The following is a 22153-nucleotide window of genomic DNA, read 5'->3' as shown; positions in this document are numbered from 1 at the left end:
TAAAGCCGGCCAGGGGCGCGCTGGCTATTGTCCGGGTTCCCCTGTAATGGATGCTGCGTGATGTTCTATCTACTGTTGATGCTTTTTGGCTGCATGACTGGTGTTACCGCGGTGCTCTTCGGTTTTGGTGGCGGTTTTGTGGTGGTGCCGCTGCTTTATCACATGCTGTCGGCCGTCTACGGGGCAGACAGCGCGATTGGGCAGTCGGCGATGCATATCGCGGTCGCCACCTCCACCTGCGTGATGATCGTCAATGCCCTGGTCGCGACCTTGAAGCATCAGCGGGCGGGCCATTTGATCCGGCATTACGTGTGGCCCTTGGCGGGTTACATCGGCGTGGGTGCGGTGTTGGGTGCGATGGTGGCCGTTTGGGTCAGCGGCGAAGTCATCCGTTACGCCTTTATCGCCTACCTCGGCCTGACCATTGCCGACTGCCTGCTGCGTCGCGGCTTTCTCGAACCGCTGCACGGCCAGTCGCCACGACGTTTGGGCATGGCCCAGGCCCTGGGCGGCGGATTGCTCATCGGTACCGTTGCCACCTTCCTTGGCGTGGGCGGCAGTGTAATGACCGTGCCTTTATTGCGTCGATGCGGGTTGAGCATGACCCAGGCCACCTCCATGGCCAATCCGCTGAGTGTCCCGGTGGCTCTGGCCGGCACCCTGACCTACATGGCCCTGGCCGGGTTCAGCCCTGTCGAGTTGGGCCCCTGGTTTATCGGTTATGTGGATCTGCTGGCGTTTGGCGTGCTGACCTTGGGTTCACTGCTGGGTATTCGCTTGGCGTCGCGCTGGATCGGCGTCCTTGCAGACCGGTTGCACGCACGGGTGTACATCAGCCTGGTGATGCTGGTGATGTTGAGCATGTGGATCACCTGAGCGAGCCGGATCTGCTCAGCGCCGCGCTCGATTCTGCCGGCCAACCTCGCCATAATCCGGTCGCGCTTTCGCCACGGCGATGCCCGCCAGGCCTCTTCAATCAAGGAACTGTTCATGCTCAAAGGATTGGCCCGTCGGGTGCCGTTGTTGGTTTTGCTGATGCTGTTGCTGCCGTCGAGCCAGGCTGATGAAGCCCTGCAGGTGTTCACCGGAACCCTGGGCAAGATGCCGATTGTGCTGGAGTTGGACCACCGGGATCCGGGTGAGCTGACAGGTCGTTATTTCTATCAGAAGTACCGCCGCGATTTGGGGTTGAGCGGCCGCCTCGAAGGCCAGGCCCTCAGCCTCGACGAGGGCCAGAACCCCTATGGCGATAACTCGCCGCGGCCCCGCCTGACCCTGCAAAAGACTGCCGATGGCTGGCAGGGCCAATGGCGCAGCGCCAAGGGCAAGACCCTTCCGGTTGAATTGGTCGCGGCCCAGGCCGAAGCACCCAAGGCGGATGCCCCGGAGTACCTGGCGCAGCTGTATCGGGGGGATGTCTATGAGTACCTGCGGTTGCAGGGCCTGGTCCTCAAGCAGGGCAAGCAAGAGCGTTTCATGGGGCGCACCCTGCAATGGTGGACCGAGCCGGGCTCCAAACTGTCGATGTTCACCCTCGTCTCCGGTTATACGCCCGCCGAACAACAGCGCATCAATCAGCAACTGCTGGGACGGTTCTGGTACGAAGTGGCCAGTTTCCACGGGTGCATGCTGAGGGCCAGCCGTCTGGGTTTGGGGGAGTATTTTCAAACGGTGAAACCGCAGTTCATGTCGGCGGGGGTGATCAGCCTGAACATCACCACCAGCTATTTCTGCGGCGGTGCCCATCCGGACTTTGGCGATTCACCGCTGAACATCGATGTGCGCAGTGGCGAGCAGTTGTCCCTGAGCGATGTGCTCTGGGTGGGTGAGGGGCGGCCAACGCTGCACGCGGATCGCAATAACCCGGGCGACCCGCCTTCGACTGAGGAGCAGAGCCACGCCAGCTACGAGTATCGGAGCAAAGTCCTGGTACCTTGGCTGATCGCCCGTTGGCGCGAGCTGTACCCCGAGCAGATGCAAACGCCGGCCGCTGATGATGAAGACAGCTGCAACTTTACCGATGAGAGTGTCTGGGGCTATTCCTCGTGGTACTTCACGCCCAAGGGCTTGTACCTGGGCTCCTACTTTGCCCGCGTGCAGCGCTCGTGCGACGGTGCGGACTGGTCGGTACTGCCGTACGCGTTGGTCCGCCAACACCCGGGGGCAGTGGCGTTGCAGTTGCCTGAGGACTGACGTTTATTGGGTGTTCAGTGCCGGTGCTTCACGGACGATGAAGTGGTCGAGGTTCTCGATATTGGCGCTGAACACGCCGAAAGTCTGCTCGGGGTTCTTCTTGCTGGGCACCTGCTTCAACTCCGGCGTGACCCCATAGAAGAAGCAGTACAAATCCTGTTCGCTGTCGATGGCATGCTTGATCTCCTCAAGAAACGCCTTGCGCTTGCGGTAGCCCTCAATGAGCTTCTTGCTCAGGTAGACATTGACCGAATAGGGCTTCTTTTTGGCGTCGTCCGCGGCCTTGAACCAGACCTTTTGCTCGAAGTCGATGCGAAAGCTCTGGGTGTAGTCCCTGATTTCCTTGATCTTGCCCCAGTAGATCAGCCCCTTGTTGTCCTGCAGGTACTCGATCTTCTTGAAGAAGGTGGCGTAGGACGCACTGTGCTCGCCAATCTTCAGTGGCATGCGCTTGAGCAAGTCTTTGTCGTCGATGTTCGACACGAAGCATTCCACCGGATGGGCAAAGACGCTGGTTTTGTCCGGCGCCCGATCGCTGGTGGGCGCCGCGCTTGCGTTGAAGGAGGACGACTGCGGTTGGAGGGTCGGAGTATCGACGGCCGGCACCGGGCTGCTCGGTTTGCGCACATATTCACGTCGAGCCAGCAACAACTCGGAAGGGAAGTGTTCCTCCCGGTTATCCTCGGCCTCCACGCCTTCCAGGCCTTCAATCAGGGCGTGGCGAGTGCCATAGGGGCAGCCGTCCACATGCCGGGTGCCGGGAAGGTTCTTGAAGTGCGGGGTGCGGCGATAATTGACGTTCTTGGCATTGAAGGTGCCCAGCCCGTTTTCCGCATCAAAGGCCGCACGGCATTGATCATTGGGGCACTGAAAGCGCTCCTTGGCCGAGTCGAAGCCCTGGGTTTCATCGAAATTCAGATCGCGCACGTCATAGATCGACAGCTTGTCGTCGAGGCTGATGCAGTAGGCGTTGTCGAATTTCATGGCGGCGTAGGTCCTTGTGCGCGAAGGGGCTTTTATAGCGGTTGGGCCTTGTTCGTGCACCGAAATTTTCTCGATTTTGTTAATGCGAGCTTGGGCGCAACAGAACGATAGAGCCGCCCAGTGCGCACTTGGGCAAGCTTGAAGCCGGGATCGGCAACAGTAAAAAACTGACTGTAACAATCAGTGGGAAATGGCTTGGGGATGATTCGAAACCGTACTTGAAGTCAGCCACTCTGATAATTAAAAAGTGCTAAAAAGTTGATGGCTTGTAAGCCAGGTGCAGGTTGAAAAAGTATTGAATGTTTTTCCGCGTCAATAAAAAAGCCCTGAACAGGTCAGGGCTTTTTTAGAGCAGTCTATTCAACGGGTGAATAGACAACTTACAGTGGCGTCAGGAATCAATCCCAGCTCAGCGCGCCGCCAGTTTGATACTCGATCACGCGAGTCTCGAAGAAGTTTTTCTCTTTCTTCAAGTCCATGATTTCGCTCATCCATGGGAACGGGTTGGTGGTACCTGGGTACTCTTCTTTCAAGCCGATCTGCGACAGGCGACGGTTGGCGATGAACTTGAGGTAGTCCTCCATCATGGCCGCGTTCATGCCCAGTACGCCGCGCGGCATGGTGTCGCGAGCGTATTCGATTTCCAGTTGGGTGCCCTGGAGGATCATCTGGGTGGCTTCTTCCTTCATCTCGGCATCCCACAGGTGCGGGTTTTCAATCTTGATCTGGTTGATCACGTCGATGCCGAAGTTCAGGTGCATGGATTCGTCGCGCAGGATGTACTGGAACTGCTCGGCGACACCGGTCATTTTGTTGCGGCGACCCATGGACAGGATCTGGGTGAAGCCGCAATAGAAGAAGATGCCTTCCAGAACGCAGTAGTAGGCGATCAGGTTGCGCAGCAGTTCTTTGTCGGTCTCGACGGTGCCGGTTTCGAACTTCGGATCGGAGATCGAACGGGTGTACTTCAGGCCCCAGACGGCTTTCTTCGCGACCGACGGGATCTCGTGGTACATGTTGAAGATCTCGCCTTCATCCATGGCCAACGATTCGATGCAGTACTGGTAAGCGTGGGTGTGGATCGCCTCTTCGAACGCCTGGCGCAGGATGTACTGGCGGCATTCCGGGTTGGTGATCAGGCGGTACACGGCCAGCACCAGGTTGTTGGCAACCAGGGAGTCGGCGGTGGAGAAGAAGCCCAGGTTGCGCATCACGATGCGGCGCTCGTCGTCGGTCAGGCCTTCCGGGTCTTTCCAGAGGGCGATGTCGGCGGTCATGTTGACTTCTTGCGGCATCCAGTGGTTTGCGCAACCGTCCAGGTACTTCTGCCAGGCCCAGTCATATTTGAACGGCACGAGCTGGTTGAGGTCGGCGCGGCAGTTGATCATGCGCTTTTCATCGACAGCTACACGGGCGGAAGCACCTTCCAGCTCGGCCAGGCCTTCGGCCACGTCCAGCTTGTCCAGTGCAGCCTTGGCACGAGCGATGGCCGCAGAGTCGCTGGCGGTCACGGCGCGGGCTTCGAGCGCGGCGGCACCGCCAGCGCTGTCGAGGCGGTCCATGTTGGCTTCAGAAGCATGGCCGGCGTTGGCGCCTTTAACGGCAACTTCGCCTTCTTCTTTGTCGAATTCGTCCCAGCTCAGCATGACGTGTCGTCTCCTGCTTGAGGGCCAGATGCCCGTGTGAAAACAAAAGGGTTGGCTTTTCACACGACCCTACTGGCCGCGTTAGATCTATAAGGAATCGTTTGTTGCAGCAGTGAACGCAGGCAATAAACAGAATGTGTGCACGGGTGTCCTGAAGCGGGTCGTGGGGCGGAACCGAGCGTTTCGGCTCCTGCGGTGGCCCCAGCATGTCTTTCCAGTCCGGTAAGGGAATGTTGCAGGCCCGTTTTGAGGTCGCATTATAGGGATTTTTTTATGTCTGTGGGGTGACCAAGTGGCGCAGGAAGGCTTGGAAAGGGGGGGCATTCAAGGCAAAGCGAGGGTTTACAGGGCTTTGGCTGGTGAAGATTTTTTTTTGCGCTTGGAAATCAGCCGCAGAAAATCCGCTGAAACGCGTGTTTTTACTAGATGTTGTGTTTTCGAGAGGCTTTCGCCGGTTTGAGACACAACTGGAGTTGGCTGGATTAGCGCTCAAATCCCGTGCTTGCCGCGTACTTGGACAGGCTCGCGCGGTGCTGGCGCGATCACCCTGTGTGAGGGCTGAGGGTTTGTCGGGAAGTAGCGTCAGCGAAGCAGGAAGAGGGCAGGGCGTGGCTTGGCATCAGGGGAGGCTCTGGGCTCGTCCCATGGAGGGTCGTTCGCCTGGCATCTTTGCCGCAAGAGCGATTTCTTGCGGCGAGTGTGTGTAAGCCGGCTTGTCACTGGCTGGAATATCAGCCGTTAGAGCAACCGCTGCCCATGACGCGATATTGCAGAATATGCCGTTGGCCATGGGAGTCTTCATATTCCATGCGAGCCGGTACAACTTCACATACATTGGGTACGTCACTCATGGAGACAACTTTGGCGATGTCCAGATCCGTGGAGTAAGTGTATTGCTCGACCGGGGTTTGTTGACTGGCCACATCAGTGGGCGCCTCGTCGGCCATGGCGGTTGCACAAAGACCAGTAAGGGCCAGAACTAATAAAGCTTTCATCTTGAATTCACCTTTTAAGTTCGAGTTGGGTCGCGCAGCCTTTATGGGGCTGCGTGCGGAACTTGAATGGAAGTTTGATTAACTGCCTTCGTGGGGGCTGTCACTTCGTTAATCAGTAGCCGGGTTGGCGAGGTTGATTTTAGGCCTGTGAGTTACAGGCATATAGACGTGCTTTTGATAAAGACTATTGGCGTTTTTTGTAACAATCCGCCGGAAAGCCGGCCGGCAGGGGCGAAGGGGAGTATTTTCCGGAAACGCTATAAAGCGCTGAAAGTCCTGTGCTTGAGCGGTTGCAGTGAATATCAGGACATTTTGTGGGGGGTTGTTACTACCATCGTCGAATGGTTCTATAGCGCCGCCCCCGTTACAACGGGGTCATACAAAAACAACTATTTCACCGAGGTAAGAAAGATGAGTGCGGCTTCTCTGTATCCCGTTCGTCCCGAGGTTGCAGCCAACACGTTGACTGACGAGGCGACCTACAAGGCCATGTATCAGCAGTCGGTGGTCAACCCCGACGGCTTCTGGCGCGAGCAGGCCAAGCGTCTCGACTGGATCAAGCCTTTCACCACGGTGAAACAGACCTCCTTCGACGATCACCACGTCGACATCAAATGGTTTGCCGATGGCACCCTGAACGTCTCCTATAACTGCTTGGATCGCCACTTGGCCGAGCGTGGCGACCAGATCGCAATCATCTGGGAAGGTGACGACCCGGCGGAAAGCCGCAACATCACCTACCGCGAACTGCACGAAGAAGTCTGCAAGTTCGCCAACGCCCTGCGTGGCCAGGACGTGCACCGCGGCGACGTGGTGACTATCTATATGCCGATGATCCCTGAAGCCGTGGTAGCCATGCTGGCCTGTACCCGCATCGGCGCGATCCACTCGGTGGTGTTCGGTGGCTTCTCCCCTGAAGCCCTGGCTGGCCGTATCATCGACTGCCGCTCCAAGGTGGTGATCACTGCTGACGAAGGCATCCGTGCCGGCAAGAAAATTCCCCTCAAGGCCAACGTCGACGACGCCCTGACCAACCCGGAAACCAGCAGCATCCAGAAGGTCATCGTGTGCAAGCGCACCGGTGGCGGCATCAAGTGGAACCAACATCGCGACATCTGGTACGAAGACCTGATGAAAGTGGCGGGCACCGTGTGTGCGCCGAAGGAAATGGGTGCTGAAGAAGCCCTGTTCATCCTTTACACCTCGGGTTCCACCGGCAAGCCGAAAGGTGTGCAGCACACCACTGGCGGCTACCTGTTGTACGCAGCGCTGACCCACGAGCGTGTATTTGACTACCGCCCGGGTGAAATCTACTGGTGCACCGCCGACGTCGGCTGGGTCACTGGCCACACGTACATCGTCTATGGCCCGTTGGCCAATGGCGCGACCACTCTGCTGTTCGAAGGCGTCCCGAACTACCCGGACGTGACCCGCGTGGCGAAGATTGTCGACAAGCACAAGGTCAATATCCTCTACACCGCCCCGACCGCGATCCGCGCCATGATGGCGGCCGGCACCGCTGCTTGTGAGGGCGCTGACGGCAGCAGCCTGCGCCTGTTGGGTTCGGTGGGCGAGCCGATCAACCCGGAAGCCTGGGACTGGTACTACAAGAACGTGGGCAACTCCCGCTGCCCGATCGTCGACACCTGGTGGCAGACCGAAACCGGCGCCACCCTGATGAGCCCGCTGCCGGGTGCTCACGCCCTCAAGCCGGGTTCGGCGGCGCGGCCATTCTTCGGCGTCGTGCCGGCGCTGGTGGACAACCTGGGTAACATCATCGAAGGCGCTGCCGAAGGCAACCTGGTGATCCTCGACTCGTGGCCAGGCCAGGCGCGCACCTTGTATGGCGATCACGACCGTTTCGTCGACACCTACTTCAAGACCTTCCGTGGCATGTACTTCACCGGTGACGGCGCTCGCCGCGATGAAGACGGCTACTGGTGGATCACCGGCCGCGTGGATGACGTGCTCAACGTCTCCGGGCATCGCATGGGCACCGCCGAGATTGAAAGTGCCATGGTTGCCCACCCGAAAGTCGCCGAAGCCGCGGTGGTGGGCGTGCCCCATGACATCAAGGGGCAGGGCATCTACGTCTACGTCACCCTCAACGGGGGCGAAGAGCCAAGCGAAGCCTTGCGCCTGGAGCTGAAAAACTGGGTGCGCAAAGAGATCGGTCCGATTGCCTCGCCGGATGTCATCCAGTGGGCGCCAGGGCTGCCGAAAACCCGCTCCGGGAAGATCATGCGGCGCATCCTGCGCAAGATCGCCACGGCTGAGTACGACGGTCTGGGGGACATTTCCACTTTGGCCGACCCGGGTGTGGTGCAACATTTGATTGATACCCACAAGACCATGAACGTCGCCTGAGACGTCTCTTGAGTCATCGAGCCCCCGCCTGGCGTTGCGCCAGGCGGGGCTTTTTTTATAGGGCAGGGGAGAGGCTGATCGCCGGCAAGCCGGTTGCTGCGCCGCCAGTAGGTGCTTGCTGGCGACGAGGGTGCAAATAAATATCGGTTTTGTTCGCCAGGCGTATCAGAATGTTACCGATGGGACAGAAGGTGTAACCCCGCGCTCGCTTTCGGGGCAATGGGAAACGCCGGGCCCCATTCCAGGGCCGTTTTTACCCGGTTAAAAAATAAGCCATCATGCTGCGCTTGCCGGAATAGAAGGCTTTGCCAATAATAGGCCCGCAATTTGCAGCATAGATCGGTTCACTGTCTTTTGCTCTTGCATAAACTTGAAGAGCTGTCAATGCGTTTGCCTGGCTTTCTCGATGCTTCTGTAATTTGTTGTCGCATTGAAGAAATATCGGCTTCCGGCCTCTCGTTAGAATGCCGATCACTCGCTGGTCGTTGCCTGTATTGAGCCCACCCCGGTTTCCTCAGGTGCGCCGCACCGCTATCAGTTACCACCCATTCGCATATTGGGCTGTCGCTCACTCTGCCGTTTTCGCCCTTTACCGATGGAGTCCTAAGATGAAGAAACTCGTGCTTCTTGGCGCCCTGGCACTGTCCTCCGTGCTTTCCCTGCCGACGTTTGCCGATGAAAAGCCTCTGAAAATTGGTATCGAAGCGGCCTACCCTCCGTTTGCCTCGAAGGCGCCGGACGGCAGCATTGTTGGTTTTGACTACGACATCGGCAACGCGCTCTGCGAAGAGATGAAGGTCAAGTGTGTGTGGGTCGAGCAAGAGTTCGACGGCCTGATCCCTGCCCTCAAGGTGCGCAAGATCGACGCCATCCTGTCGTCGATGTCCATCACTGACGACCGCAAGAAGTCCGTGGACTTCACCGGCAAGTACTACAACACCCCGGCGCGCCTGGTGATGAAGTCCGGTACCCAGATCGGCGACGGCCTGACTGAGCTCAAGGGCAAGAACATTGGCGTGCAGCGCGGTTCGATCCACGAGCGTTTCGCTCGCGAAGTCCTGGCGCCGCTGGGTGCCGAGATCAAGCCTTACGGCTCGCAGAATGAAATCTACCTGGACGTGGCAGCGGGTCGCCTCGACGGCACCGTGGCAGACGCTACCCTGTTGAATGACGGTTTCCTGAAAACCGACGCAGGTAAAGGCTTTGCCTTCGTCGGCCCAGCCTTCACCGACGTCAAATACTTCGGCGACGGTGTAGGCATCGCGGTGCGCAAGGGTGATGCCCTGAAAGACAAGATCACCGGTGCCATTGCTGCCATTCGCGCGAACGGCAAGTACAAGCAGATCCAGGACAAGTACTTCGACTTCGACATTTACGGCCAGTAAACCGTCGCAGCAATAAGTCCGAGATGGCGCAAGCAGCAGGATCTCTGAGGTTTGCGCCATTTTTTCATCCCAATTTCCGAGGACCTGAATCATGTTGAAAGGCTACGGGGCTGTCATCCTCGATGGCGCTTGGCTGACGCTTCAGCTCGCCTTGTCGTCCATGGCCTTGGCCATTGTTCTGGGTCTGATCGGGGTCGCCTTGCGTCTCTCGCCGATCCGCTGGCTGGCCTGGCTGGGCGATCTGTATTCCACCGTGATCCGCGGGATTCCCGATCTGGTGCTGATCCTGCTGATTTTCTACGGCGGCCAGGACCTGCTCAACCGCGTGGCGCCGCTGCTGGGGTATGACGACTACATCGACCTCAATCCACTGGCGGCTGGCATCGGCACCCTGGGCTTCATCTTCGGGGCCTACCTGTCGGAAACCTTCCGTGGCGCCTTTATGGCGATCCCCAAGGGGCAGGCGGAAGCCGGTGTGGCGTACGGCATGAGCAGTTTTCAGGTGTTCTTCCGGGTGATGGTGCCGCAGATGATTCGCCTGGCGATTCCTGGCTTCACCAACAACTGGCTGGTACTGACCAAGGCCACCGCGCTGATTTCGGTGGTGGGCCTGCAAGACATGATGTTCAAGGCCAAGCAGGCGGCTGATGCCACCCGCGAACCTTTTACCTTCTTCCTCGCGGTGGCGGCGATGTACCTGGTGATCACCAGTGTCTCCCTGCTGGCACTGCGTCAACTTGAGAAGCGCTACTCGGTAGGCGTAAGGGCGGCTGATCTATGATCTTCGACTACAACGTCATCTATGAAGCATTGCCGCTGTACCTGAGCGGCCTGCTGACCACCCTGAAACTGCTGGCCCTGTCGCTGTTCTTCGGCTTGCTGGCGGCCTTGCCCCTGGGGCTGATGCGGGTGTCCAAGCAGCCAGTGGTGAACATGAGTGCCTGGCTTTACACCTACGTGATCCGCGGCACACCGATGCTGGTGCAACTGTTCCTGATCTATTACGGTCTGGCCCAGTTCGAAGCCGTGCGGGAAAGCTTCCTCTGGCCATGGCTGTCCAGCGCCACGTTCTGTGCCTGCCTGGCCTTTGCCATCAACACCAGTGCCTACACCGCTGAAATCATCGCCGGCAGCCTGCGGGCCACGCCGAACGGTGAAATCGAGGCCGCCAAGGCCATGGGCATGTCGCGCTATAAGATGTACTGCCGGATTCTGCTGCCGTCGGCCATGCGCCGCGCACTGCCGCAGTACAGCAACGAAGTGATCATGATGCTGCAGACCACCAGCCTGGCCTCCATCGTCACCCTGATCGACATCACCGGTGCCGCACGCACGGTCAACGCCCAGTATTACCTGCCGTTCGAGGCCTACATCACCGCCGGCGCGTTCTACCTGTGCCTGACCTTCATCCTGGTGCGCCTGTTCAAGCTGGCCGAGCGTCGCTGGCTGGGCTACCTGGCTCCGCGGAAGCACTGATATGGAACGTATCGACCATGCATTGCCCTGGAGTCATCTGGGCAGCGAGCGGCAGATCTCGGTATTCCGCTTTGGCAGCGGCGAGCGCAAGGCCTATATCCAGGCCAGCCTGCACGCCGATGAGCTGCCGGGCATGCGCACCGCCTGGGAGCTGAAAAAGCGCCTGGCGGAACTGGAAACCCAGGGTGCGCTGAACGGCGTGATCGAGCTGGTGCCGGTGGCCAATCCCCTGGGCCTGGGGCAATTGCTCCAAGGCAATCATCAGGGGCGTTTCGAAGCGGGTAGCGGCAAGAACTTCAACCGGGATTTCGTCGAGTTGAGCGCACCGGTGGCCGAGCGGCTGGAAGGGCGCCTGGGCGATGACCCGCACGCCAATGTCCGGCTGATCCGTCAGGCCATGAGCGATGTGCTGGCTGCCTTGCCACCGGCGGCCAGTCAGTTGCAGGGCATGCAGCGCGTGCTGCTGAGCCATGCCTGTACCGCCGATGTGGTGCTGGACCTGCACTGCGACGCCGAAGCGGCGCTGCACATGTACGCCTTGCCTCAGCACTGGGCGCAATGGCGCTCCCTGGCTGCGCACCTGAATGTGCGGGTGGGCTTGCTTGCGGAAGATTCGGGCGGCAGTTCATTCGACGAAGCCTGCTCATTGCCTTGGCTGCGTTTGTCACGCGCCTTCCCGGAAGCGCAGATTCCCTTGGCTTGCCTGGCCACTACCCTGGAGCTGGGCGGTCAGGCCGATACCGGTCGCGCTGAAGCCGAGGCCTATGCCGAAGGCATTCTGGCGTTCCTGGCCGAGCAGGGCCTGATCCGTGGCGAATGGCCTGCACCAGCGAATGAAGCCTGTGAGGCGATGCCGTTCGAGGGCACTGAACTGTTGTTCGCGCCCCACCCCGGTGTGGTGAGCTTTCTGCGCCCGGCCGGTAGCTGGGTCGAGAAGGGCGAGCCGATTTTCGAAGTGATTGATCCCTTATCCGATCGGGTCAGCATTATGTGTGCTGGCACCAGCGGCGTGTTGTTTGCCGTTGAACGGTTACGTTACGCCCAACCCGGTTTCTGGCTGGCCAAGGTGGCGGGGCGCGAAGCGCTGCGTCACGGGCGCTTGCTCAACGACTGACTGACCGCTTTTTGTGAGAACCGACAGCATGTACAAACTTGAAGTCCAAGACCTGCATAAACGCTATGGCAGTCACGAAGTGCTCAAGGGCGTGTCCCTGAAAGCGGCCGCCGGCGATGTAATCAGCATCATCGGCTCCAGTGGCTCCGGCAAAAGTACCTTTCTGCGTTGCATCAACCTGCTGGAGCAGCCCCACGCGGGCAAGATCCTGCTGAACAACGAAGAACTCAAGCTGGTGCCCAACAAGGACGGCGCGCTCAAGGCCGCCGACCCGAAGCAACTGCAGCGCATGCGTTCGCGGCTGTCGATGGTGTTCCAGCATTTCAACCTGTGGTCGCACATGACCGCCCTGGAAAACATCATGGAAGCGCCGGTGCATGTGCTCGGCGTCCCCAAGGCCGAAGCCCGTGAAAAGGCCGAGCACTACCTGGCCAAAGTGGGCGTGGCCCATCGCAAGGATGCTTACCCGGGGCACATGTCCGGTGGTGAGCAGCAGCGTGTGGCGATTGCCCGGGCCCTGGCCATGGAGCCGGAAGTCATGCTGTTCGACGAGCCGACCTCGGCCCTCGACCCTGAGCTGGTAGGTGACGTGCTGAAAGTCATGCAGGCCCTGGCTCAGGAAGGTCGGACCATGGTGGTGGTGACTCACGAAATGGGCTTCGCCCGGGAAGTCTCCAATCAACTGGTATTCCTGCACAAAGGCGTGGTGGAAGAGAGCGGTAACCCGCGTGAAGTGCTGGTCAATCCGCAGTCGGAACGTTTGCAACAATTCCTCTCCGGTAGCCTCAAGTAATCGCTCCCGTTATGCACCAAATTAGGTCATGCTGCGCAGCGCGCGGCCGATGGTCTAATTTGGTTGCTGCCGCTTTCGGCCTCTAACACTGTTTTCGTTTTGGATTGCCCGCCATGACTGCCCATCGAATTGGTTTCCTGATTTGGCCCAGCACTAAAGCCTTGACGCTGGCGCTGGCTGAGGAGGCCTTGCGTGTTGCTCAGCGGGTGCATCCGGACGTGGTCTACGAGTTGTCTTTCCTGCAGGCCGAAGCGCCCGGCGAAGGTGCTTGGCAGCTGCCGGGTGAGCCTTGGGCCGGCAAGCTGGAAGGTTGTCAGAAGCTGTTCCTGCTGGCCGACGAGCCGCCAGCGAGCCTGGCGCCAGCCTTGAGCAGTGCGCTCAAGCAACTGGTGCGCGCCGGCTGTGTGATCGGTGGTTTGTCTGCCGGGGTCTATCCCTTGGCGCAGTTGGGCTTGCTGGACGGTTATCGCGCTGCGGTGCATTGGCGTTGGCAGGATGATTTTGCCGAGCGCTATCCCAAGGTGATCGCCACCAGCCATCTGTTCGACTGGGATCGGGATCGCCTGACCGCCTGCGGCGGCATGTCGGTGCTGGACCTGCTGCTGGCGGTGCTGGCCCGGGATCATGGGGCGGAACTGGCGGGCGCGGTGTCGGAAGAGTTGGTGGTGGAGCGCATCCGCGAGGGCGGCGAGCGCCAGCGAATTCCGTTGCAGAATCGTCTGGGTTCCAGCCACCCGAAGCTGACCCAGGCCGTGCTGCTGATGGAAGCCAATATCGAAGAGCCGCTGACCACCGACGAGATCGCCCAGCATGTCTGTGTGTCCCGCCGGCAGTTGGAGCGGATCTTCAAGCAGTACCTCAATCGTGTGCCGAGCCAGTATTACCTGGAGTTGCGCTTGAACAAGGCACGGCAGATGTTGATGCAGACCAGCAAGTCGATCATTCAGATCGGCCTGTCCTGCGGTTTCTCCTCAGGGCCCCATTTCTCCAGCGCCTACCGCAACTTTTTTGGCGCCACCCCGCGGGAAGACCGCAACCAGCGGCGCAGCAGCAGCCCGTTCGAACTCTCCTCCGTACCTGCCGAGCGCGGCTGATCTTCTTCTAGCTGGCGCCAGCGTGCCGGCGAAGGCGTCCTGACGGTCAACTTCTGGACCGGCGATACCGCTAACTACCTGAATAATTAGCTTGGGCGAATTGCCCGGTCACTCTGCCGCTGAGCCTGCGCGCAGTTTAAACTGCGCCTTTGCGACGCTATTTGTCGCATTGCCATAAACCCGCCTAAAACGGGGGTTGGCGCTATAAGAAGTTGTCGCTTGGCGGCAAGGCCGGGCTGAAAACTGTCCTTACAATCCCCCCATCGCTCGCCAGTTTCAGGCAGGCGTTCCTCTTCAGGAGACTCCGATGTCCGTTGAGCAAGCTCCGGTGCAACGCGCCGATTTCGACCAGGTTATGGTTCCCAACTATGCACCTGCAGCTTTTATTCCTGTGCGTGGCGCAGGGTCCCGAGTCTGGGACCAGTCGGGTCGGGAGCTGATCGATTTCGCCGGCGGCATCGCGGTCAACGTGCTGGGTCATGCGCACCCGGCGCTGGTTGGCGCATTGACCGAACAAGCCAACAAGCTGTGGCATGTGTCCAACGTATTCACCAACGAGCCGGCCCTGCGCCTGGCCCACAAGTTGATCGACGCCACCTTTGCTGAGCGTGCGTTCTTCTGTAACTCCGGCGCTGAAGCCAACGAAGCCGCTTTCAAGCTGGCTCGGCGTGTAGCCTTCGATCGTTTCGGCACTGAGAAGTACGAAATCATCGCCGCGCTCAACAGCTTCCACGGCCGCACCCTGTTCACCGTCAACGTCGGTGGCCAGTCGAAGTACTCCGACGGTTTCGGTCCTAAAATCACCGGCATCACCCACGTTCCTTATAACGACCTGGCCGCACTCAAAGCCGCCGTGTCGGACAAGACCTGCGCTGTGGTCCTGGAGCCGATCCAGGGTGAAGGCGGCGTGCTGCCGGCCGAGCTTGAATACCTGCAAGGCGCTCGTGAGCTGTGCAACGAGCACAACGCACTGCTGGTGTTCGACGAAGTGCAAACCGGCATGGGCCGCAGCGGCAAGCTGTTCGCCTACCAGCATTACGGCGTGACCCCGGACATTCTCACCAGCGCCAAGAGCCTGGGCGGCGGTTTCCCGATCGCCGCGATGCTGACCACCGAAGAGCTGGCCAAGCACCTGGTTGTCGGCACCCACGGCACGACTTACGGCGGCAACCCGCTGGCGTGTGCAGTGGCCGAAGCGGTGATCGACGTGATCAACACCCCTGAGGTGCTGAGCGGCGTCAACGCCAAGCACGACAAGTTCAAGACCCGCCTGCTGCAGATCGGTGAGAAGTACGGCCTGTTCAGCGAAGTGCGTGGCCTGGGCCTGCTGATCGGTTGCGTGCTGAGCGAAGCTTGGAAAGGCAAGGCCAAGGACGTGTTCAACGCCGCCGAGCGAGAAGGGTTGATGATTCTGCAAGCCGGCCCGGACGTGGTGCGTTTCGCCCCGAGCCTGGTGGTCACCGATGCGGACATCGATGCCGGTCTGGATCGCTTCGAGCGCGCCGTGGCCAGCCTGACCCAAGCCTGATTCAGGCCGTAACACCGCTCGGCGCCGATCCTCAACGGGCTGCGTCGAGCCACATTCCTGTGCCGGGCTGTCCCGGCATTTTTTTCCCTGAGTCGGACGTTTTCCGACCTGTTTCAAGTAAGGAGTGACACCATGCTGGTGATGCGCCCCGCGCAAATGGCTGATCTGGGCGAGGTACAGCGTCTGGCCGCAGACAGCCCGATTGGTGTCACCTCCTTGCCGGATGATGTCGGCCGCCTGAGCGACAAGATTGCCGCGTCCGAAGCCTCTTTCGCCGCCGAAGTGAGCTTCAACGGTGAAGAGAGCTACTTCTTCGTCCTTGAAGACACCGAAGCCGGCAAGCTGGTGGGCTGTTCGGCCATCGTTGCCTCGGCCGGCTACTCCGAGCCGTTCTACAGCTTCCGCAATGAAACCTTTGTGCACGCCTCCCGCGAGCTGAAGATTCATAACAAGATTCACGTGCTTTCCCAGTGCCATGACCTGACCGGCAACAGCTTGCTGACCAGCTTCTACGTGGTGCCGGAACTGGTGGGTTCGCCTTGGTCGGAGCTCAACTCCCGCGGGCGCCTGCTGTTCGTTGCCAGCCACCCCGAGCGTTTCGCCGATTCGGTGGTGACCGAGATCGTCGGTTACAGCGACGAGCACGGTGATTCGCCATTCTGGGATGCCATCGGGCGCAACTTCTTCGACCTCAACTACGCCGAGGCCGAGCGCCTGTGTGGCCTGAAAAGCCGCACCTTCCTCGCTGAATTGATGCCCCATTACCCGATCTACGTACCGTTGCTGCCGGACGCCGCCCAAGAGGCGATGGGCCAGGTGCACCCACGGGCCCAGATCACCTTCGACATCCTGATGCGCGAAGGCTTCGAGACCGATCATTACATCGACATTTTCGACGGTGGCCCGACCCTGCACGCACGGGTTTCCGGCATCCGCTCCATCGCCCAGAGCCGGGTGGTGCCGGTGAAAATCGGCGAGCTGGCCAAAGGCGGCGGACGTCAGTACCTGGTCTCCAACGCCCAGTTGCAGGATTACCGCGCCGTGCTGCTGGAGCTGGATTACGCCCCGGGCAAACCGGTGACCCTGGACCTGCAGGCGGCCGAGGCCTTGGGTGTCGGTGAGGGTGCCAGCGTGCGCCTGGTGGCTGTTTAACGCCGGCTTTAATGCCTGGAAAGTAGCGAGTTTCGCGGGGGCCGCCAGCGGCGCCCGTCTGAGGAGATAGCATGATTGTTCGTCCCGTACGCAGCAGCGATTTACCCGCTCTGATCGACCTGGCCCGCAGCACCGGTACCGGCCTCACCACCTTGCCGGCCAACGAAGAGCGCCTGACCCACCGGGTCGGCTGGGCGGAAAAAACCTTCCGTGGCGAAGCCGGGCGGGGCGATGCGGATTACCTGTTCGTGCTCGAAGACGACAACGGCCGTGTGGTGGGCATTTCCGCGATCGCCGGCGCCGTCGGCCTGCGTGAGCCCTGGTACAACTTCCGGGTCGGCCTGACCGTCAGCGCTTCCCAGGAGCTGAACATCTACCGCGAGATCCCGACGCTGTTCCTGGCCAACGACCTGACCGGCAACTCTGAATTGTGCTCGCTGTTCCTGCATGCCGATTACCGCACCGGCCTCAACGGCCGCATGCTGGCCAAGGCGCGGATGCTGTTTATCGCGGAATTCCCTCAGCTGTTCGGCAACAAGATCATCGCCGAGATGCGGGGCATGTCTGACGAATCCGGACGCTCGCCGTTCTGGGAAAGCCTGGGCCGGCACTTCTTCAAAATGGAGTTCAGCCAGGCCGACTACCTGACCGGGGTGGGCAACAAGGCGTTTATCGCCGAGCTGATGCCTAAATTCCCGCTGTACACCTGCTTCCTCTCCGAGGACGCGCGCAACGTGATCGGCAAGGTCCACACCGACACCGAACCGGCGCTGGCCATGCTCAAGAGCGAAGGTTTCAGCTACCAGGGTTATGTCGACATCTTCGACGCCGGCCCGGCGGTGGAATGCGAAACCGGCAAGATCCGTGCGATCCGTGACAGCCAGGCGCTGGTGCTGGCCATCGGCACCCCGGGCGATGACGCCACGCCATTCCTGATTCACAACCGCAAGCGCGAAGACTGCCGCATCACGGCCGCTCCGGCGCGTTTTGCCGCAGGCACCCTGGTGGTCGATCCGTTGACCGCCAAGCGCTTGCAACTCAACGCCGGCGATCAGGTCCGTGCGGTTCCGCTGTCTGCTACTCGGGAGTCGAAATAATGAGCACGCTGTACATTGCCGGCCAATGGCTGGCCGGTCAGGGCGAAGCCTTCAACTCGGTCAATCCGGTCACCCAGGCCGTTATCTGGAGTGGCAACGGTGCCACCGCCGATCAGGTAGACAGCGCCGTACAGGCCGCGCGCCAAGCCTTTCCGGAGTGGGCCAAGCGTTCCCTGGAAGAGCGCATCGGCGTGTTGGAAGCCTTTGCTGCCAGCCTGAAGAACCGTGCTGACGAACTGGCCCGTTGCATTGGCGAAGAGACCGGTAAACCCTTGTGGGAAGCCGCGACTGAAGTCACCAGCATGGTCAACAAGATTGCCATCTCGGTGCAGAGCTATCGTGAGCGTACCGGCGAGAAGAGCGGCCCCCTGGGCGACGCCACCGCTGTGTTGCGCCACAAGCCCCATGGCGTGGTTGCCGTGTTCGGCCCTTACAACTTCCCGGGCCACTTGCCCAACGGGCACATCGTTCCGGCATTGCTGGCGGGCAACAGCGTGCTGTTCAAGCCCAGCGAGTTGACGCCTAAAGTTGCCGAGCTGACGGTCCAGTGCTGGGTTGAAGCCGGCCTGCCGGCGGGTGTCCTGAACCTGCTGCAGGGGGCGCGGGAAACCGGCATCGCCCTGGCTGCCAACCCGGGCATCGACGGCCTGTTCTTCACCGGTTCCAGCCGCACCGGCAACCACCTGCACCACCAGTTCGCCGGGCGCCCGGACAAGATCCTGGCCCTGGAAATGGGCGGCAACAACCCGCTGGTGGTGGATCAGGTCGCGGACCTGGACGCAGCGGTCTACACCATTATTCAGTCGGCCTTTATCTCCGCCGGCCAGCGTTGCACCTGCGCACGCCGTCTGCTGGTGCCGCAGGGTGCCTGGGGCGACCAACTGCTGGCACGCCTGGTGGCGGTCAGTTCGACGATTGAAGTGGGTGCGTTCGATCAGCAGCCCGCACCGTTCATGGGTTCGGTGATCTCTCTGGGCGCGGCACGTGCCTTGATGGATGCCCAGGAACAGCTGCTGGCCAATGGCGCCGTGGCCTTGCTGGAAATGACCCAGCCACGGGCTCAGGCCGCGCTGTTGACCCCGGGCATCCTGGACGTCAGCGCTGTGGCTGAACGCCCTGATGAAGAATTGTTCGGGCCGTTGCTGCAGGTGATTCGCTACGTCGACTTCGACGGCGCGATTGCTGAAGCCAACAACACCCAATACGGCCTGGCGGCGGGCCTGCTCTCGGATTCCGAGGCGCGTTATCAGCAGTTCTGGCTGCAGAGCCGCGCCGGGATCGTCAACTGGAACAAGCAGTTGACCGGTGCGGCCAGCAGCGCGCCGTTCGGTGGCGTAGGCGCGTCGGGCAATCATCGGGCCAGTGCCTATTACGCGGCGGATTACTGCGCGTACCCGGTGGCTTCCCTGGAAACCCCGAGCCTGGTGCTGCCGAGTGCATTGACCCCGGGCGTGCGCCTGTCCTGATTTGAGTGTGCGGGGAGGCCGTTGTGGCCTCTTTGTCGGTAAGCCGATTCCTGTGGAGCCGGCTTGCCGGCGAACGAGTGCAATACGCTCGCCCTGTATAGATACCGATGCCTATAACAACAGATTCGTGGAGCCTCGCTGATGAAATCCTATGAAGTCAATTTCGACGGTCTAGTGGGGCCGACCCATAACTACGGCGGCCTGTCCTACGGCAACGTCGCGTCCCAGAGCAACAGCCAGCAGTCGTCAAACCCTCGGGAAGCGGCCTTGCAAGGCCTGGCGAAAATGAAAGCGCTGATGGAAATGGGCTTTCAGCAAGGCGTCCTGGCACCCCAGGAACGTCCAGATGTGGCGGCCTTGCGCAACCTGGGTTTTGCCGGCACCGACGCCCAAGTGATCCAGCAGGCGGCCAAGCAGGCCATGCCCCTGCTGGTGGCCAGTTGCTCGGCATCGAGCATGTGGGTGGCCAACGCCGCCACCGTTAGCCCGAGTGCCGACACCGCCGATGGCCGGGTGCATTTCACCGCTGCCAACCTGAACTGCAAGTACCACCGCAGCATCGAGCACCCGACCACCAGCCGCGTGCTGGGGGCGATGTTCGCTGACCAGAAACACTTCGCCCACCATGCGGCCTTGCCGGCGGTGGCGCAGTTCGGTGACGAAGGTGCAGCCAACCACACGCGCTTCTGCCGTGAGTACGGCCAGGCCGGTGTCGAGTTCTTTGTCTTTGGCCGCAGCGCCTTCGACAACCGTTTTCCGGCGCCGCAGAAGTACCCGGCCCGCCAGACTCTGGAAGCCTCGCAAGCCGTGGCACGCCTGCATGGCCTGAGCGAGCAGGGCGTGGTGTACGCCCAGCAGAACCCCTCGGTGATCGACCAGGGTGTGTTCCACAACGACGTGATCGCGGTCGGCAACGGCGAGGTGCTGTTCTACCACGAGGACGCGTTCCTCGAGACCGAGCACATGCTCGCCGAGTTGCAGGGCAAGCTGGCCCAGCGTGGCGGCAACTTCCAGGCGATCTGCGTGCCACGGGCCCAGGTCACGGTGGAAGATGCGGTGCGTTCTTACCTGTTCAACAGCCAGTTGCTGTCCCGTGCCGACGGTTCGATGTTGCTCATCGTGCCTGAGGAGTGCCGAGCCAACGAGCGGGTCTGGCAGTACCTGCAAAGCCTCACCAGCTCCGGCGGCCTGATCCGCGAGGTGAAGGTGTTCGACCTCAAGCAGAGCATGCAGAACGGCGGTGGCCCGGCGTGCCTGCGCCTGCGCGTGGCTCTCAACGAAACCGAGCTGGCGGCGGTCAACCCCGGGGTTATCATGACCGCGCCGTTGTACGACACCCTGACCCAATGGGTCGACAAGCACTACCGCGACCGTCTGAGCGAAAGCGATCTGGCGGACCCGCAATTGCTGCTTGAGTGCCGGACGGCATTGGATGAATTGACGCAAATCCTTAAACTGGGCGCGGTTTATCCATTCCAGATCAATTGAAAGCCCGCGCCCGCCTCATGTGAGTCGGGCGCGTCGCCTTCTCCCCAGATGAGAGCGTAATACATGAGCGATTCCCTGCAGCTGATCCTTGAAGACACCGACGGCACTCAACTGGAAACCTCCTGCACCCGCGTGGCGGTGCTGTGGCAAGGCAAGGAACTGTGGATCCAGCAAGACGCCGCGGCCAACTGCTGATCGGCGTGGACGTGGAAGAGGGCGACGCTGAATATGCCAACCTGCTGCTGCGTCCATTGGCGACTAATCTGGTCAGTCTGCAACTGGAAATGGAACCGGCCGACGCCGGTGACGATGATCACGTGCATGGCCCTGACTGCGGTCACGCCCACTAAGGAAGCTCGCTCTATGCTCGCCCTCGGCAAACTGCTTGAACTGACCCTCGCCGGTCGCGAACCGGCGGAGAAGACTCAACTGACTGTCGAAGGCGTGCGGATGCGCTGGTTGAGCGAGGGGGCGCTGGAAGTCCGGCCTCCCGAAGCTCGTGACAACGGCCTGGATCTGTTGTTGTCGGCAGGGATCCACGGCAACGAGACCGCGCCGATCGAGTTGCTCGATCGTTTATTGCATGACATTGCCCGTGGCGACCTCAAGCCCCGTGCACGCATTCTGTTTCTGTTCGGCAACCCCGAGGCCATGCGCCGCGGTGAGCGTTTTGTCGAGCAGGACGTCAACCGGCTGTTCAACGGCCGGCATGAGCAGAGCAGCGGTCCCGAAGCCCTGCGGGCTTGTGAACTGGAGCGGCTGGCGGCGAGCTTTTTCAGCCTGCCGAACCGCAACCGCCTGCATTACGACCTGCACACCGCCATTCGCGGTTCGAAGATCGAGCAGTTCGCCCTCTATCCGTGGAAAGAAGGTCGTCAGCATTCCCGTGCCGAGTTGGCGCGGCTGCGTGCGGCGGGCATGGAGGCGGTGCTGTTGCAGAACAAACCGTCCATCGTGTTCAGCTCATACACCTACGACAAGCTGGGGGCGGAAGCTTTCACCCTGGAGCTGGGCAAGGCTCGGCCTTTCGGGCAGAACCAGGGCGTTAACGTTGAACGCCTGGAAACCCGTCTTCAGCAGATCATCGAAGGCAATGAGCCGCCGTTGAGCGAAGAGAGCCTGGAGGGCTTGCAACTGTTCAGCGTGGCCCGCGAAATCATCAAGCACAGCGACAGCTTCCACCTGCACCTGCCGGCGGACATCGAGAACTTTTCCGAATTGGACGTGGGTTATCTGCTGGCCGAAGACATCGCCCAGACCCGCTGGATTGTGGAAGAAGAGGGCGCACGGATCATTTTCCCCAACCCTAAGGTGAAGAACGGTTTGCGTGCGGGGATTCTGATTGTGCCGAGCTCGGACGAGCAACTGGCCTGAT

At 60.6% G+C, this 22153-nt stretch carries 18 protein-coding genes and 1 pseudogene; 16 read left to right on the top strand and 3 right to left on the bottom strand.

What is annotated here, in order from left to right; genetic code table 11:
• The first annotated feature begins 60 nt into the window (after nucleotides 1-60).
• Both M1B35_RS08455 and M1B35_RS08450 read left to right on the top strand, forming a co-directional pair.
• On the top strand, nucleotides 61-876 hold the full coding sequence (locus M1B35_RS08455) for a sulfite exporter TauE/SafE family protein (RefSeq protein WP_268261680.1): 816 nt from the start codon (nucleotides 61-63) through the stop codon (nucleotides 874-876).
• 114 nt (nucleotides 877-990) lie between these two features.
• Nucleotides 991-2193: a hypothetical protein gene (locus M1B35_RS08450; RefSeq protein WP_123328474.1), complete on the top strand. Its 1203-nt coding sequence runs from the start codon at nucleotides 991-993 to the stop codon at nucleotides 2191-2193.
• A 3-nt stretch (nucleotides 2194-2196) separates the two neighbouring features.
• Here the strand turns inward: M1B35_RS08450 and M1B35_RS08445 are convergent, their stop codons facing one another.
• The 3 genes from M1B35_RS08445 to M1B35_RS08435 form a co-directional block, all read right to left on the bottom strand.
• On the bottom strand, nucleotides 2197-3177 hold the full coding sequence (locus tag M1B35_RS08445; RefSeq protein WP_268261679.1) for a hypothetical protein: 981 nt from the start codon (nucleotides 3175-3177) through the stop codon (nucleotides 2197-2199).
• Nucleotides 3178-3575: 398 nt separating this feature from the next.
• Nucleotides 3576-4823 (bottom strand): ribonucleotide-diphosphate reductase subunit beta, encoded by a 1248-nt coding sequence (locus tag M1B35_RS08440; protein ID WP_123328472.1) that lies wholly within the window; start codon nucleotides 4821-4823, stop codon nucleotides 3576-3578.
• Between the two features lie 731 nt (nucleotides 4824-5554).
• Nucleotides 5555-5818: a DUF2790 domain-containing protein gene (locus M1B35_RS08435; RefSeq protein ID WP_123328471.1), complete on the bottom strand. Its 264-nt coding sequence runs from the start codon at nucleotides 5816-5818 to the stop codon at nucleotides 5555-5557.
• 411 nt (nucleotides 5819-6229) lie between these two features.
• Between M1B35_RS08435 and acs the strand changes: the two genes are divergently transcribed.
• The 14 genes and pseudogenes from acs (at nucleotide 6230) to astE (ending at nucleotide 22152) form a co-directional block, all read left to right on the top strand.
• Nucleotides 6230-8185, top strand: a complete 1956-nt coding sequence (acs, locus tag M1B35_RS08430; protein WP_123328470.1) for an acetate--CoA ligase — start codon at nucleotides 6230-6232, stop codon at nucleotides 8183-8185.
• A 608-nt stretch (nucleotides 8186-8793) separates the two neighbouring features.
• Nucleotides 8794-9570, top strand: a complete 777-nt coding sequence (locus tag M1B35_RS08425) for an ABC transporter substrate-binding protein (RefSeq protein WP_268261678.1) — start codon at nucleotides 8794-8796, stop codon at nucleotides 9568-9570.
• A gap of 91 nt (nucleotides 9571-9661) precedes the next feature.
• On the top strand, nucleotides 9662-10351 hold the full coding sequence (locus M1B35_RS08420; protein WP_123328468.1) for an ABC transporter permease: 690 nt from the start codon (nucleotides 9662-9664) through the stop codon (nucleotides 10349-10351).
• Nucleotides 10348-11046, top strand: coding sequence for an ABC transporter permease (locus M1B35_RS08415; RefSeq protein WP_268261677.1), 699 nt, complete (start codon nucleotides 10348-10350; stop codon nucleotides 11044-11046). The genes M1B35_RS08420 and M1B35_RS08415 overlap by 4 nt, the downstream gene beginning before the upstream one ends.
• A gap of 1 nt (nucleotide 11047) precedes the next feature.
• Nucleotides 11048-12160 (top strand): succinylglutamate desuccinylase/aspartoacylase family protein, encoded by a 1113-nt coding sequence (locus tag M1B35_RS08410; RefSeq protein WP_123328466.1) that lies wholly within the window; start codon nucleotides 11048-11050, stop codon nucleotides 12158-12160.
• A 28-nt stretch (nucleotides 12161-12188) separates the two neighbouring features.
• Nucleotides 12189-12953 (top strand): ABC transporter ATP-binding protein, encoded by a 765-nt coding sequence (locus M1B35_RS08405; RefSeq protein WP_123328465.1) that lies wholly within the window; start codon nucleotides 12189-12191, stop codon nucleotides 12951-12953.
• Between the two features lie 113 nt (nucleotides 12954-13066).
• On the top strand, nucleotides 13067-14047 hold the full coding sequence (argR, locus tag M1B35_RS08400; RefSeq protein WP_123328464.1) for a transcriptional regulator ArgR: 981 nt from the start codon (nucleotides 13067-13069) through the stop codon (nucleotides 14045-14047).
• Between the two features lie 307 nt (nucleotides 14048-14354).
• On the top strand, nucleotides 14355-15575 hold the full coding sequence (locus M1B35_RS08395; RefSeq protein WP_123328463.1) for an aspartate aminotransferase family protein: 1221 nt from the start codon (nucleotides 14355-14357) through the stop codon (nucleotides 15573-15575).
• Nucleotides 15576-15707: 132 nt separating this feature from the next.
• Nucleotides 15708-16727: an arginine/ornithine succinyltransferase subunit alpha gene (gene aruF / locus M1B35_RS08390; protein WP_123328462.1), complete on the top strand. Its 1020-nt coding sequence runs from the start codon at nucleotides 15708-15710 to the stop codon at nucleotides 16725-16727.
• A 71-nt stretch (nucleotides 16728-16798) separates the two neighbouring features.
• A complete protein-coding gene (gene astA, locus M1B35_RS08385; RefSeq protein WP_123328461.1) occupies nucleotides 16799-17824 on the top strand; it encodes an arginine N-succinyltransferase in 1026 nt (341 codons plus the stop codon).
• Nucleotides 17821-19290, top strand: coding sequence for a succinylglutamate-semialdehyde dehydrogenase (gene astD / locus M1B35_RS08380; protein WP_185039087.1), 1470 nt, complete (start codon nucleotides 17821-17823; stop codon nucleotides 19288-19290). The genes astA and astD overlap by 4 nt, the downstream gene beginning before the upstream one ends.
• A 141-nt stretch (nucleotides 19291-19431) precedes the next feature.
• Nucleotides 19432-20778 (top strand): N-succinylarginine dihydrolase, encoded by a 1347-nt coding sequence (gene astB, locus M1B35_RS08375; RefSeq protein ID WP_268261676.1) that lies wholly within the window; start codon nucleotides 19432-19434, stop codon nucleotides 20776-20778.
• A gap of 63 nt (nucleotides 20779-20841) precedes the next feature.
• Nucleotides 20842-21128: pseudogene (locus M1B35_RS08370) on the top strand (topoisomerase II).
• Between the two features lie 13 nt (nucleotides 21129-21141).
• Complete coding sequence (gene astE / locus M1B35_RS08365) at nucleotides 21142-22152, top strand: succinylglutamate desuccinylase (protein ID WP_123328457.1); 1011 nt, start codon at nucleotides 21142-21144, stop codon at nucleotides 22150-22152.
• Nucleotide 22153: the final 1 nt, after the last annotated feature.

This window comes from Pseudomonas morbosilactucae (assembly GCF_023241665.1).
In the GTDB taxonomy this organism is placed as follows: domain Bacteria; phylum Pseudomonadota; class Gammaproteobacteria; order Pseudomonadales; family Pseudomonadaceae; genus Aquipseudomonas; species Aquipseudomonas morbosilactucae.
This window is presented reverse-complemented; position numbering and strand designations above follow the sequence as displayed.